Origin of the sequence: Microbulbifer epialgicus (assembly GCF_041447265.1) — a bacterium.
Lineage (GTDB): Bacteria > Pseudomonadota > Gammaproteobacteria > Pseudomonadales > Cellvibrionaceae > Microbulbifer > Microbulbifer epialgicus.
Genome location: NZ_JBGMEK010000018.1, coordinates 1 through 14,444 on the forward strand (window position 1 = coordinate 1; position 14,444 = coordinate 14,444).

The 14,444-nt window shown below is 52.3% G+C and carries 11 protein-coding genes; 2 read left to right on the forward strand and 9 right to left on the reverse strand.

The window, feature by feature from the left end; genetic code table 11:
* Positions 1 to 639: 639 nt before the first annotated feature.
* A complete protein-coding gene (locus ACCI49_RS09925) occupies positions 640 to 3,381 on the forward strand; it encodes a TonB-dependent receptor plug domain-containing protein (RefSeq protein ID WP_371838807.1) in 2,742 nt (913 codons plus the stop codon).
* A gap of 102 nt (positions 3,382 to 3,483) precedes the next feature.
* On the opposite strand, the gene ACCI49_RS09930 is transcribed toward ACCI49_RS09925, so the two are convergent.
* On the reverse strand, positions 3,484 to 4,614 hold the full coding sequence (locus ACCI49_RS09930; RefSeq protein ID WP_371838808.1) for a tetratricopeptide repeat protein: 1,131 nt from the start codon (positions 4,612 to 4,614) through the stop codon (positions 3,484 to 3,486).
* Positions 4,615 to 4,992: 378 nt separating this feature from the next.
* Between ACCI49_RS09930 and ACCI49_RS09935 the strand changes: the two genes are divergently transcribed.
* Positions 4,993 to 6,528, forward strand: a complete 1,536-nt coding sequence (locus tag ACCI49_RS09935) for a peptide MFS transporter (RefSeq protein WP_371838809.1) — start codon at positions 4,993 to 4,995, stop codon at positions 6,526 to 6,528.
* 95 nt (positions 6,529 to 6,623) lie between these two features.
* Here ACCI49_RS09935 and ACCI49_RS09940 read toward each other — a convergent pair whose 3' ends face one another.
* The 8 genes from ACCI49_RS09940 to fabV all read right to left on the reverse strand — a co-directional run bounded on the left by ACCI49_RS09940 (position 6,624) and on the right by fabV (position 14,277).
* Positions 6,624 to 7,454 carry a sulfite exporter TauE/SafE family protein gene (locus ACCI49_RS09940; RefSeq protein WP_371838810.1) on the reverse strand — a complete coding sequence of 277 codons (831 nt, stop codon included), beginning with the start codon at positions 7,452 to 7,454 and terminating at the stop codon, positions 6,624 to 6,626.
* A 98-nt stretch (positions 7,455 to 7,552) separates the two neighbouring features.
* Positions 7,553 to 8,326 (reverse strand): MBL fold metallo-hydrolase, encoded by a 774-nt coding sequence (locus ACCI49_RS09945; RefSeq protein WP_371838811.1) that lies wholly within the window; start codon positions 8,324 to 8,326, stop codon positions 7,553 to 7,555.
* Positions 8,326 to 9,519, reverse strand: coding sequence for an NlpB/DapX family lipoprotein (locus tag ACCI49_RS09950; RefSeq protein WP_371838812.1), 1,194 nt, complete (start codon positions 9,517 to 9,519; stop codon positions 8,326 to 8,328). The genes ACCI49_RS09945 and ACCI49_RS09950 overlap by 1 nt, the downstream gene beginning before the upstream one ends.
* 34 nt (positions 9,520 to 9,553) lie before the next feature.
* Positions 9,554 to 10,429: a 4-hydroxy-tetrahydrodipicolinate synthase gene (gene dapA, locus ACCI49_RS09955; protein ID WP_371838813.1), complete on the reverse strand. Its 876-nt coding sequence runs from the start codon at positions 10,427 to 10,429 to the stop codon at positions 9,554 to 9,556.
* Between the two features lie 92 nt (positions 10,430 to 10,521).
* Positions 10,522 to 11,487, reverse strand: a complete 966-nt coding sequence (gene lpxL, locus ACCI49_RS09960; RefSeq protein WP_371838814.1) for an LpxL/LpxP family Kdo(2)-lipid IV(A) lauroyl/palmitoleoyl acyltransferase — start codon at positions 11,485 to 11,487, stop codon at positions 10,522 to 10,524.
* Positions 11,488 to 11,600: 113 nt separating this feature from the next.
* Positions 11,601 to 11,834, reverse strand: coding sequence for a DUF2789 family protein (locus tag ACCI49_RS09965; protein ID WP_371838815.1), 234 nt, complete (start codon positions 11,832 to 11,834; stop codon positions 11,601 to 11,603).
* A gap of 72 nt (positions 11,835 to 11,906) precedes the next feature.
* Positions 11,907 to 12,950, reverse strand: a complete 1,044-nt coding sequence (locus ACCI49_RS09970; RefSeq protein WP_371838816.1) for an NADP(H)-dependent aldo-keto reductase — start codon at positions 12,948 to 12,950, stop codon at positions 11,907 to 11,909.
* A 148-nt stretch (positions 12,951 to 13,098) separates the two neighbouring features.
* On the reverse strand, positions 13,099 to 14,277 hold the full coding sequence (gene fabV, locus ACCI49_RS09975; protein WP_371838817.1) for an enoyl-ACP reductase FabV: 1,179 nt from the start codon (positions 14,275 to 14,277) through the stop codon (positions 13,099 to 13,101).
* Positions 14,278 to 14,444: the final 167 nt, after the last annotated feature.

The following is a 14,444-nucleotide window of genomic DNA, read 5'->3' on the forward strand; positions in this document are numbered from 1 at the left end:
TTCACGGATGGAGAGGAAGCGACAACCACCGATCAGAGCGCTGCTTGATCAGACTGGCTAAACACCAGAATTGACAATAACTCAACTTTCTTTACCGTTGAAACTTTTATTTTTCAGAGTTAAAACGCAGATCCTCGCAACGCGAGCTTAACTTCGATGGTAATTAGGCAAAAGTATATTTTATCCCTACAAACCTGCCCCTGGAGGGGAAGTCAGCCCCCTTCCCGTACTTATCCTAGGCAATCCACCTAGTCTTTTCATACTCCATGCATAACCTCGAAGCGTAAGGCTTCTGCAAACCCCACCGGTCCATCAAGACTCCCCCTATTTCCTTAAGTTATCTCAGGCATTTTCCAACTAAATTTTGAGTACTAGCGTTAAAAACTATTATATTGAAAAATTCGACTAATGCGCAAAATAATCAGTGAAATAGCGCTTTCAGAGGGATAAAAAACCAAAAAAAGTGCTTTTTTTCAACAAAGAACCAATTGCATTTTATCGCATAGCTGAAGATGTTAGTTGTCACTAATGTCATAATAGTTCCATAATCTACTGATATGCATTAAAGTCACCAATGTCACTTAAAAAGTTTTAGTAGATAAAGCCTAATAAGCACCTTAAGTATAAGAAGGTTCCACTATGATCAAGACCAAACTGAGCGTTGCTATTGCAGCACTGGGCACGATCGCCAGCACTGGTGTACTCGCCCAGGAATCCATCCCCGGACCTGAGGTTGAGGAAGTAGTTGTTACTGGCTCCCGCATCGCGCGCGACCCACTATCCACTACCGGCCCAATTACTCTGGTTGACTCAGAGGCCATCCAGCGCTCCGGCGTAGGCACCATTGATGAGCTGCTCAATCAGCTTCCTTCTATGGGCACTACCGGCATCAATGCCAATGACAACAATGGTGGTGCTGGTCTGTCATTTGTGGACCTGCGTAACCTGGGTTCTGCGCGCACCCTGGTTCTGGTTAACGGACGTCGTTTCGTATCCTCAAGTTCCGGCGTAAGCTCTGCAGTGGATATGAACAATATCCCGGTAGATATGATTGACCGCATTGAGGTTCTGACTGACGGCGCCTCCGCCGTATACGGTTCTGATGCCGTTGCCGGTGTAATCAACGTCGTAATGAAGGACTCCTATGATGGAGTTCGCATCAACGCGCGTGCTGGCGCTACTGAAGCCGGTGGCGGTGAGAATGGCGAGCTTTCCATTACCTTTGGTAAGGAATTTGATCGCGGCCAGTTTATCGGAAACATCACGCACAGCAAGCGCGACGAAATCACTTATGAAGACCGTGACTGGGCAGGATTAACAAGTTCTATAGCTGCCACAGGTGCCTTATTCACTAACTATGGTGATGATGGTGCTTTCACCATCAAGGAAGGCGGTACTGAGCTTGGAGATTACACGCGTTACGATATTGGCCAATACATGTGGCTATCTGGTGCTATGGAGCGCACCAGCTTAACAGGAAGTGGTACCTTCTCGTTGACCGACTCCATCGAGCTTTACGGTGAAGGCTCCTACACCGTAAAGACCACAAACCAACAAATGGCCGCTCAGCCGTTATACACGGGTAATGGTTTGGCCCTAACCACAGACCATCTTCCTGCCGAAATTCAGTCACAGCTAGCAGAAGCTTGGGATGAAGCAGAGAACCAATATCAAATTGACCTAGCAGAATACGAGGCTGCTAAAGCAAAGTGGGAAGAACTGGGCAAGCCCGATGGACTCGAGCCTGAAAAACCGAAAGCCTCTCATGGTGAGAACTGGGCTGATGGTGTCTCCACTATTCTTGTGCGACCCGTAGACACAGGAACCCGTGACTCAGAACAGAAAACGGAAACCTTCCGTATTCTTGGCGGAGCACGTGGCGACCTAGCCAATGGCTGGGGTTGGGACACCTTCTTAAGCTATGGCAAAAATGAAGGTGAAAACACCTTAGTCAACGCCATCAGCAAAACAAAGCTGCAAGAAATTCTCGACGGCACCAGCGGCATTGAAGAGGAGAATATTCAGTTCTTCGGCGGTCTTAGTGATGAAGTAGCTAACTATATCGGTTACACCGACCGTGAAGATAATGAATATGAAATGATCAATTTTGGCGCCAGCCTGACTGGAGATATCGAGGCAGTTCAATTCCAAGGCGGCGCTCTTGGTTTTGCTACTGGTGTTGAGTATCGCAAAGAGTCTGGCGAGTTCAATCCAAGTATTGAAACCCAAAGTGGTGATACTTTCGCTAATAAGCAAGAAGCAACTTCCGGTGACTTCGCCGTTACCGAGGTCTTTGCGGAGTTTAACCTGCCAATTTTGTCTGGAGCTAAGTACGCAGATGAACTCTCTGTTGATGCTGCTATACGCTACTCCGACTACGATACTTTTGGCGGTCAAGCAACTTACAAAGTTGGTGCCGTTTACGCACCGACAGAAAATCTACGCTTCCGTTCCAGTCTATCTACCGCCTTCCGTGCACCTGGAATCTATGAACTCTATAGCGGCACCGCCCAGAGTTACCCATCACTAATCGACCCTTGCGCGACTAACAAAGAAGTTAATTCTAAAGGTCGAGGTGGTAACTGTGACGCACTGGAAGTTTCCGAAACTTTAGTACAGGTAGGCAGCCAAATTCCTGTAAATATTGGCGGCAATGCAGATCTACAACCTGAAGAGTCAACTAGCTTTACAGCCGGAGTTGTATGGACTCCAGCATTTACTGAAGATTTATCCATTACTTTGGATTACTTCAAGATAAAAGTTGAGGACGCGATCCAGTCTCCTGACCTCCAGCAAATACTGGACGATTGTTACCGTAACGAAGGTAAAGAGGCTGCCTGTAACTTTATTACACGCCTGAATAATAACGATATCATCGACATAAATGGCGCTAAGATGAATGTTGGTGAGATCAATACCAGTGGTATCGATATCGATGTTGTACAAAACTTCCACTATGACGCTGGTAAGCTAGCCCTCCGTGCTCAGGCTACTCACTTGCTTGAATACGAAGAGCACAATTCCCAAACAGGTAGTACCACTGACTACCTCGACTACATCGGCAATACAAGCGATGCATATACCAAGTGGCGTGGCTTGGCGAGTGCAACCTGGTACGCCGATAACTGGGACTTTGGCGCAGACGTCCAGTACATTGGTGATGGCCATAGTGAAACGTTGGATATGCCTTCTCACACTTACCTGAACCTCAAGGCAGGTTGGGATGTAAATGAGGCTATGCGCTTAACCGCTGGTATCGACAACGTAACCGATCGCGATCCATCCTATACCGCAATCACTGGCGCTAACAGTTTCGATACTAATGGCACTTACGACTACCAAGGCCGCTACGCTTGGGCTGGTGTTACTTACCAGTTCTAAGCTTCGACTCTTAAAGTCAAAAAGGGGCCTTTCCGGCCCCTTTTTTATTCACGCGCGCATCGGTATCCAATTTTCACAAAAACAAAGCTCTTTCCGGCACCTCTACCTTTCCATTATCAAATTCAATTTACGCTCGTAAGCATCCACTGTCGAAGCGTTACCCACTAGAGAGAATGCTTCCTCAAAGCTCTTTCGAGATGCCGCTAATTTCCCAAGCTGATACCTGGTCAACCCCAGGAGAAAGTGGAAACGGTGATCGCCATCATGTCTTGATACAGCGCTTCGCAAGCGCCTTTCAGCCCACTCGTACTCACCTCGCTCATAGGCATCCCGGGCTTGGTAGAAGAGATAGTAGGGGTTTCGTTCGCGATGGTAGCGTGCGCGGCGAGCATATTCATCGGCAAGCTCGGTGCGATTGCGGTAGCGGTACAAGCGCGCTAAGTTACTGATCGCAATGAGGTTGTTATTCTTTAGTACTAGCGCTTGACGATAGCTTTGCTCCGCTTCACCTAGGTAACCAAAGTGACTGTACATCGCACCCAAATTGGCCCATAAATCACTGCTCTCCGGGTGGAGACTCAGTGCCTTCCGCAGGTAAAGAAAAGCCCGCTCACGCTCCCCTGCCCGCATAAGCTCAACCCCTCGATTGCTGTAATAGAGTGAGAATGCAGTATTATCAGCCAGCCTGTGTTGCTCGTAAGACGGGTCATAAGCAGCCAGGTTAAAGTCGATAACACGCCGGCCCCTAGGGCCTTCAAAGACCATGTTGACATGGCGGTACACAATAAAGGTTTCGACTTCATCGTGACTCCAAACCGGCGGGACCTCCACCTGATTGAAGTGGACCTCGGCTCCCAGCTCCCTTGCCATGGCCACCATCATCAAAGTAAAAGCCAGGCAATTTCCTCTCTCCTGCCGGTAGGTTTCCATCGCTGTCAGGGTACTGCTCTCATCGTACTCGACCAGGAATTCTCGCTCCTCAAAGGCCCGTATCAGGGCTGCGAGACGGCTGTGGGGGGTAGCATTAGGCGCAAGGGTTTCCAGATAGTCACGCACCCCTGAATCGAGCCCAAGTAGATTCTCCTCAGGCAACTCTTCGAGGGTGACGGCTCGACCGAAAATTGCCTCTCCAGTTAGGGCTGAAGTTAGCTCTCCCTCTGAAATTTCAACCGGGGGTAAGTTCGAGCAAGCGACCAAAGACAGTATCAAGCTGAGTACCAATGGGGCTTTCATTGTTATATTCCCCTTGAGATCCATTGTTACACAGGATTTACCACTAATTTCCCTGTAAAGGAAGTACTGGATTGTCATTTCCCCAAACAACCCGACAACGATTCGCCTGGAAATTAGACAGCTGGTAAACTTTGGGGATTGTTTTGGAGGCTGCCTCGGCGATCACAATGACCGAGTTCATCAGAATGGACTTTCTCATGATAAAGAAAGGTGCCGGATAGCTATTGCCTGCCGAATCAATACCTTGAGGAGAATAATTTCTCCTGAATAGACGAGAAGACCAATTGGTCATGGAGCGCAAGCGCTCAGAGTAATAGAGATGTACCCGGTATGCCGTCGCATACCCTACTAGAGCTATAACAACTGGAAATTCAGCTTATGTCGTCGAATGCACATCAGAATGGGGGAGGCTTTTTTGGCCACCCGAAGGGGCTTTCCACGCTTTTCTTTACCGAAATGTGGGAACGAATGAGTTACTACGGTATGCGCGCCCTGCTCGTACTGTTTATGACTGCAAGTTTGCAAGAAGAGGGGCTAGCCTTCACTGTCGCTGCTGCAACAGCTATTTATGGCCTCTACACCGGCGCCGTCTACTTCCTCGGCCTGCCCGGCGGTTGGATTGCGGACCGCCTGCTCGGTGGGCAACGCACCATCTGGTACGGCGGCATCATCATTATGTGCGGCCATATCGTACTGGCAATCCCCACCGAGGGCAGTTTCTTTATCGGCCTGATTCTGGTTGCTTCCGGTACCGGTTTGCTGAAACCCAACATCAGTGCCCTGGTCGGCCACCTCTATCAGCCCAACGATGTTCGCCGTGATAGTGGTTACGCGCTCTACTATATGGGCATCAACATCGGTTCCATACTTGGCTATGCAATTTGCGGATACTTTGGCGAGAACGTCGGCTGGCACTGGGGCTTTGGTGCCGCAGCGGTCGGGATGGCGATCGGTCTGATTCAGTACCGCCGGACAATAGGCAATCTGGGTGATGCCAGCCTAGCACCAGAAAACCCCTTGGCTCCAGAGAAGGCCAAACTCGCATGGCGAATTATTGGTGCTATCGCCGTCGTCGTAGCAGTGATCACCGGTCTGGCTATGACTGGTACTATCACTATCAATCCAACCGCCATGGCCCAGTATGTAGCCGTGGCATTCACCCTGACCTTCCTGGCCTATTTCGCTTTCATCTACTTCGGCGGTAAGCTGAGCGCTTCCGAGAAAAAGAAAATGTGGGCCCTGTTCCTGGTATGTGTGGCCTCTACCTTTTTCTGGTCAGGCTTCGAGCAGGCGGGCTCCTCGCTCAACCTGTTCGGCCGCGATTACACCGACCGTCTGATCGGCTCCTTTGAGATGCCGGCATCCTGGCTACAAAGCTTCAACTCACTATTTATCATTACCCTATCGCCTTTCTTCGCCGCTCTGTGGATTAATCTCGGTAAGCGCATGATTACCCCATCCTACGGGCTCAAGTGTGCGATTGGCCTCATCATTATGGCCAGCGGCTTCCTGGTAATGTTCTTCGCTGCCCAGTACGCTGCTGAAGGCCTAAAAGTAGCGCCCTACTGGTTAATCACCACTTACTTCCTGCACACCGTTGGTGAACTTTGCCTGAGCCCAGTAGCCCTGAGTGCAGTCAGTAAACTGTCTCCACGTCGGTTCGCCGGCCAGATGATGGGGGTATTTGTTCTGACTTACTCCATCGGCAATATTTTCTCAGGCCTGCTGGCAGGACACTTTGACCCGAATAATGTCTCTGAAATGCCAAGCCTTTATCTGCAAATCAGCCTGTTCACCATCGGTATAGGCATCATCCTTGCTTTGATCAGCCTGAAATCCAAGTACTGGGAAGAAAATGATACCGGGGAGTCTCAGCAGGCAGCCCCGTCCAGAACCGATACCAAAACCGCCTGACACTCGCTGTAAGTCGAGTTCAAATTGAAAAAGGCCGCTGCATGCAGTGGCCTTTTTCGTTTACGCTAAATAGCGCCTGGCAAACGGCTAGCCCTCTAAAATAGAGCTCTTATTAGATTCAGATTCTGCCAGATGAATCGCAGCCCAATAACGCAAAGCAAAATAGCAAAACAGTGTTTGAGTAACTTTGCCGAGAGACGGTGTGCCAGGTTGGCCCCAATGCGAGCGAAGAAAGTACTGGTCACGACAATGCCCAAAAAAGCGGGCCAATAGATATAACCGCTACTCCAATCTGGCAGTTGGGTGTTATCCCAGCCCTGAACGGCAAAACTCAGCGCTCCGGCAATTGCAATGGGCAAGCCACAAGCGGCGGAAGTGGCAACAGCACGCTGCATCTGCACGCGACAGCGGGATAAAAATGGCACAGTGAGGGAGCCACCTCCAATACCGAAGATCGCCGAGGCCCAGCCAATCACCCCACCGGCAGTGGTCAACAAGGGAGCTGCCGGCAAGTCACCCGCGCCCTCTTCAACCCTGCCATGGCGCAAGCCACTCAGCCACATACGTATGGCGATGGCGATGGCGAAAATACCGATCAATAACTGTAACCAGGCACCAGGCAGCCAATCTGCAGTTATGCCTCCAAGCCAAGAACCCAGTAATATGCCAGGAGTCATCATCCAAAAAAGACGCCAATCCACCGCACCCTTCTTGTGGTGAGCGCGCACAGAGCTAATAGAGGTGATGACAATCGTTGCAAGGGAGGTCCCCACCGCCATATGGGTAAGGATTTCCGGGGAGATACTTTTAGCGGTAAATACCACTATCAATGCCGGAACAACTATCAGTCCTCCGCCAACGCCAAAAAGTCCAGCTATCGTACCTGCAGCAGCCCCCACTAAAAGATAAATCAATAGCGTTTCCATAAGCTCCCCATCTATTATTGTGCAACCAGCGGCAGCCCCGTTTAGAGCGAGTATTTTTCATTGAGGAGCCTCAGCCGGCCGACTGGAGCAAGGTGCAATCATCCACGGGCTTCGACTGTAAGCCAGTCAAACCCCTCTTTCTGGCAAGCAAAAATGCAGTTCTCAACACTTTCCACCATTTCAGCCATCGCGACGCGCGCCAGCTCCAGTGTATTGTTCTTCTCACTGATATGCGCCACGACCAAGTGCTGTAAGTGCTCGTATCCGACACGCTGCAGAAATCCAGCAGCCTGCTGATTGCTCAAGTGGCCATAAGCTCCACCAACCCTTCTTTTCAGAGAGGGCGGGTAGGGCCCTTGGGCCAGCATCTGAGGGTCGTGATTGGCTTCCAACACCAATGCATCGCAATCACCAAAGTGCGCCTCCACATGTGGGGTCACTGTTCCGAGATCAGTCAGGAGCCCAAGACTGCTGCCGCAACTGCGAAAAACAAACTGAGCAGCCTCTCGGGCATCATGGGGAACAGCTACCGGCGTTACCAGGATATCAGCGACAGTAAATGGCTGGTGTCCCTCAATCAGGTGTATTTGGGGTAATTTGCCAATATCACGGGCACGAAGAGTTCCAGGAGTGAGGTACACCGGCAAGCTGTATCTGCGCGCCAGCGGCGCAACACCAGATAGGTGGTCGCTGTGTTCATGGGTTACCAGAATGGCAGTGAGATCGGCAGGGGACATACCGAGCCGCGCCATACGCCGCTCGGTTTCCTTGATGGTAAAGCCACAATCAACAAGCAGGCAGTGGTCGCCACTGGCGACCAGAGTGCCGTTGCCTTTGCTGCCGCTTCCCAGTGAGGCGAAGCGCAGGCCCATTAAATCAAGTTCTGTTGGATAGAAAGCAGTAGCTCGGAAGCCTTGGTCCGGGACAGGGGCTGGCCTCGGGTATCGCGTATACGCACTTCGATTTCGTCATCACTGCCTCGAATAACAATGATGTAACCGGGGTATTCCTCTTCGGGGATCTCTCCAACACCCAACCCTTTGATCTCTTTAAACAGAGCGGGCTCACCACTGTCCTCTGTCAGGTCGATGCCGGCAAGAATCTGCTGCAGGGTAATTTGATCGGCACTTTCTGCCAATTCATCCTCTTTATCCTTTTTGCCCCAGGAGAACCAACCACCATCATCTTCCTCACTGTCGGCCAGTTCACGCTCCTCATCATAAGTCACATAAAAGAGGCCAATATCGGAATCCTCGCGATGCAGGCGATAGGCACCAGCATTTACTGCGTGGGCAACCGTTGCCCAGGCGCGTTCCATTTCCAATCCCATGGAGATATAAGGTTCATGACCCACCGGCTCACGCAGCTGGACTTTGACCGTACTGCCACCGATAGCCTGGGCCACCAGGGAGGCTGAGGCACCTGAGGAATCGGTGGCCAGGGCGGTGGACATTTCGTCAATCATCCAGCCTTCGCGCTCTGGGCTGCTGGAACTCTGTGGCCAATTTACCGAGCCACCCACGGGCGCGTCGACCGCTACCGACAAGTGGCGAACATGGACCTCCGTGGTATCAGGCTGAACCCCGGTTTCGATTTGCAGACGGTATTTATCCTTGGTTTCAGGACTTTCATTAAACGTCATCCAGGCCGTTTCCATAATGCCGACACTGGCGTCAGACATCTCCACCCGCAATCCCGAGCTCCGCAGGAAGTAGTGCAGTTGCGGCCAAACTTCCTCCGGGGGCTGAGACACCAGTACCCAGCGACTGTTACCCAGCTTTTGAATCTTTACCCGTTCCAGCCCAGCATTAACGGAAAGTGCTTGTGGCCGCGGAACCTCGAAATTGCCCTGATCCAGTTCATTTCCGGCAATCTGGGGGATCTCGTAAAGCTCCTCTTGGTGCTTGGCATTGATACCTTCCGGTATCTGCAGTGGAGCCAGGCTATCGGCCTGTTGATAATCGTTACTGCGATCGCGGAAATAGCCTTCATTGCCGAACACACCACAACCTGCCAGGGTAAGACTGGAAATACAGAGCGCGGCTCCAACGGTCAATTTGTTCATCAAAGCTTTCCTGGTTAATTCTCGGTTCGCGGTTTTAAAGTACGCCAGCACTGCGCAAAGCTTCGCGCACTGTAGCATGATGCTCAGGGGAAAGACTGGTCAGAGGCAGGCGAATACCGCCATCTAAACGCCCCATTTCCCGCAGAGCCCATTTCACCGGTATCGGGTTGGACTCCAAAAACAGCACTTTGTGCAATATTTGAATACGCTGATCAATGATCCGGGCAGTCACAGCGTCCCCAGCCAGTGCAGCTTCACACATTTGGGCCACCGCTGCCGGGGCCACATTGGCGGTAACGCTGATATCACCCTGGCCCCCCATCAACATCAGCTCCATTGCTGTACTGTCATCACCGGAGTACACCGCGAAGTCCTGCGGTAGTGTATTCAATAGAACTTTAGCCCGCTCCAGATCCCCAGTCGCTTCCTTGATCCCAACAATATTGCCAATAGCCGCCAAACGCTGAACTGTCTCGGGCAACATGTCCACTGCCGTGCGCCCGGGCACATTGTAGAGGATCTGTGGAATCGCCACTGCTTTGGCAATAGCACGGTAGTGCTGGTAGAGCCCTTCCTGGGTAGGTTTGTTGTAGTAGGGCGTTACCAGCAAACAGGCATCCGCTCCACAGCGAGCGGCATTTTCAGTCAGCTCTATAGCCTCGGTGGTGGAATTAGCTCCGGTTCCCGCAATAACGGGGATTCGCCCCGCCACCTGATCCACCACTCGCCGGATCACTTCGATATGCTCATTCACATCGAGGGTGGCGGATTCACCGGTTGTACCGACGGCGACCAGTGCTCGGGTGCCCTGCTCGATATGCCACTCAACCAGGTTGCGCAAACTGTCCCAATCCAGGCTTCCATCTGCATACATTGGGGTAGCCAAGGCCACCATACTGCCGGTAAACATCCTCACTCCTTATATTTTTCGCTCGGTCTGGAATAGCACCGCCAGAATCGAGCCAATATGTTACTTAGGGCGCGGTACCTATGCCAGTGTGACTAAGTCACCACTTTCCTGCGCTTCTTTTTCTTCTTACGCACCCCTTCATAAACATTACCCGCACCGTCAGGCCGAGTCTTGAAACGGCGGTGCACCCACATGTACTGCTCAGGGATTTCGCGGATTCGTGCTTCAATGAACTGATTGACCAGGATGGCATCTTGCAGTTCATCCCCCGAAGGGATTTCCTCAATGGGCGGATATATTGTGAGACGGTAGCCGGAGCAGTCGTCCAGGCGGGTCAACACATAGGGCACCACCTTGGCCCGTCCAACCCTGGCAAATCGTGAGGTGCCGGTCACCGTCGCCGCCGGGTTGGCAAAAAGCGGGGCAAAAACCCCCTGCTTGATTCCGTAATCCTGGTCTGGAGCATACCAGACGGCGCGCCCTCGCTGCAGGGCGCGCAATACACCGCGTACATCCTTGCGCTGGTAGACAGTGCCATCGGCAGTATGACGCTCACGCCCCTTGCGTTGCATATAGTCATAAACAGGGTTTTTGTGGGGGCGGTACATACCATCCAAGGTAATACTCATCCCCATTAGGGCTGCCCCCAGCTCCAAGGTGGTGAAATGCATGGCCATCAATAGCACCCCCTCCCCTTCCGCCTGAATCGCCCGCAACTTCTCAAGGCCCTCAATGGCGACACGCTTGCGCAGCCAGGATGCCGAGCGAAACCACGCCATTCCGGTTTCCATGAGGGCGATGCCATTAGATTCAAAATTGCGGCGGAGGAGTTGCGCGAGCTCGGTCTCGTTGAGTTCAGGGAAGCACAGAGCCAGATTGCGCTCGGCGATGGTGCGCCGACTGGTGGCAAGCTTCAGCATCACCCGGCCAATACCCCGCCCCATTGCCAACTGCCAGCGATAGGGCAACTGGGCAAGGAGGAACCAAAACGCAAACAGCATCCAGGTTAGCCAGTATCGGGGGTGCAGCAGGGTCACTCGAAATCGGGGTTTTTCCATCGGATATAGCTACGGGGCCGTCACTTGCTCGTCGGCCTAATCGGTTGAATCCGGCGTAGTATAACCCAAGGAGTGTGCGCTGCGGCCAGCCTCAGGCGCAGGAGTGGGGAAGTTCAGTGGCGCAGCAGGGAATCCAGCTCATCTACGGCGACGCACCAGTCAGAGTCCTCCTCGATGGCATTTGCCAGAAATTCCTTTTGCCCTTCGGTCCAAAAAGACGCAGCGGACAATTTCTCATGCCGGTGCAGATAGTGGGTAATCAGGAACTCGTGTATTGCCGCATCCTCTGACGCCAGCCCCAACTGGGCAAAAAGATCACTAAGGGTGTGATGCCCGGTCGTTTCCATAGAAGCTCCCTTTTACATAACCGTGCCAATTCAGAATTTGCGTCCCTCCAATTATAGATAGCGGCCCCCCATTTAAGGAGCCGGATTGGGGTTTTGCTGGTGGACATTCTCGATCGCAGCCAACTGCTCGTCATCAAGCTTCAAATTAACACTGGCAATATTATTGCGCAGCTGTTCTATCGTAGTAGCGCCAATGATATTGGAAGTCACAAAGGGCTGTTGGTTGACGAATGCCAAGGCCATCTGTGCCGGATTCAGGCCAAACTGGCGAGCCAATTCCACATAAGCTTTGGTCGCGGCGGTTGTGCGCTCACTGGCATAGCGCTGAAAGCGTTCAAACAAAGTCAGGCGCGCACCAGCGGGTTTTTCTCCTCCCAGGTATTTTCCGGTAAGAACACCGAAGGCCAGCGGTGAGTACGCCAGCAGACCACACCGCTCGCGAATGGAGATCTCCGCACAGCCCACCTCGAAAGTGCGATTGAGCAGGTTGTAAGGGTTCTGTATGGAGACGATTCGCGGTTTGCCATAGACCACCGATTCCGTAAGGTACTCATGTAACCCCCAGGGCGTCTCATTAGAAACACCGATGTGACGAACTTTCCCTGCTTTAAGCAGCTCCTCCAGTGCGCCAAGAGTCTCAGAAATGGCGATACCGTCATCACCACCATGGCAATAGCCAAGGCGGCCGAAGAAGTTTGTCTGACGCTCAGGCCAATGAACTTGGTAAAGATCGATATAATCAGTACCCAGGCGCTTGAGTGAATGATCACAGGCCTTGAGTATCTGGTCTCGATTGAGACGCGGGCCTGAGCGCAAATGCCCCACCCCGGAATTAGCCTCACCGCGACCCGCCACCTTGCTGGCAATAATGACTCTGTCGCGGCCGCCGCGAGTAGACAACCATTTGCCTATATACTCTTCTGTACGTCCCTGGGTTTCAGCGCTGGGTGGCACCGGGTACATTTCGGCACAATCAATAAAATTCACCCCTTGATCCAGGGCGTAGTCCAGCTGCTCTGCGGCATCTTCGATAGTATTCTGTTCGCCATAAGTCATAGTCCCCAGACAAATCTGGCTGACTTTGAGGCTACTGGTGCCGAGCTGGCGATATTCCATGACATCCTCCCTCCCCAGGAGATCAAAGAGAGGATTATGCCGTTTTGGCAGCTGCAGGAGTAGGCATGAAAATTGGATCGGCAGCTAGAAATGCAAGGAGCGGCAAGGCCGCTCCAAAATTAGCTATTTAGGCCGGGGCACATCTGGATCAATTGAACTCAGCTTCTACCTGCGGGCTGGTATCTGCATCGTAATCAACACCCGCCAGCCCAAAACCAAACAGTTTGAGGAAATCGGCTTGGTAGCCTTTGTAGTCGGTTAGTTCAAACAGGTTCTCCGCAGTCACCTCCGGCCATAACTTTTCGATCTTGGCCTGGGTCTCCTGACGCAGCTCTTTGTCATCCATGCGCAGGCGATCCTCATTATCGAGGCGCGGGCTGTCGGTGTAGAGGCCCTCTGTGTAGAGACGGTATAACTGCTCGATGCACCCTTCGTGGGTACCCTCCTCTTTCATCACCTTATAGACCAGGGAGATGTACAGCGGCATTACAGGGATCGCGGAGCTGGACTGGGTCACCAGAGCTTTAAGCACCGCGACATTTGCCGCAGCCTGGCCCCGCTCGGTGATAGCCTTGGCCGCGCGATCCAGGTCTTCTTTGGCCTTGCCGATCGTCGCATGACCGTAGATCGGCCAGGTGAGCTTTTCACCGATATAGGTGTAGGCTGCTGTCTTGCAATTATCCGATAGTACGCCGGCATCACCGAGCGCCTGCATCCACAACTCCCAGTCCTCGCCACCCATTACCTTAACAGTCGCGGCAATTTCCTCTTCATTGGCAGGTTCGACGCTGATATCAGAAATCTCCAGCTTGTCGGTATTCAGGTTTTTCGCGGTATAGGATTCACCGATCGGCTTCAATACCGAGCTGTACAGTTCTCCGGTCTTGGGGTCGGTTCGGCGCGGCGAAGCCAGGCTGTAAATCACCAGGTCCACCTGCCTCAGATCCTCTTTAATCATCTCAATTGTCTGAGACTTCACTGCATCGGAAAAGGCATCACCATTGATACTCTTGGCGTAGAGACCCGCCTTATGCGCTTCATCTTCGAAAGCAGCGGAATTGTAGTAACCGGCAGAAGCGGTGCGCTTCTCTGTCGGCGGCTTCTCGAAAAACACCCCCAGGGTTTTGGCACCAGAGCCAAAGGCGGCAGTAATCCGCGAGGCCAAACCATAACCGGTGGAAGCGCCCACAACCAGAACCCGCTTGGGGCCATTCTCAATCGCTGGCTGAGACTTGATGTACTCAATCTGTTCGCGCACATTGGCCGCACAGCCCTGCGGGTGGGCATTGGTACAAATAAATCCGCGTACTTTCGGCTGGATGATCATCCTTACTGTCTCTCCCTTTGCACTTGGGGAATCGTGGTTATGTAATCACTGATACGCTGACTGCGCATCGGGAAAACGGTGACGGACCAAACCCTATAGACGCTTTAGTCACGTTCCAGGGCATTCTAATGGTTGTAGCTGGCAAGTCCCATAGCCACATTTCCCCG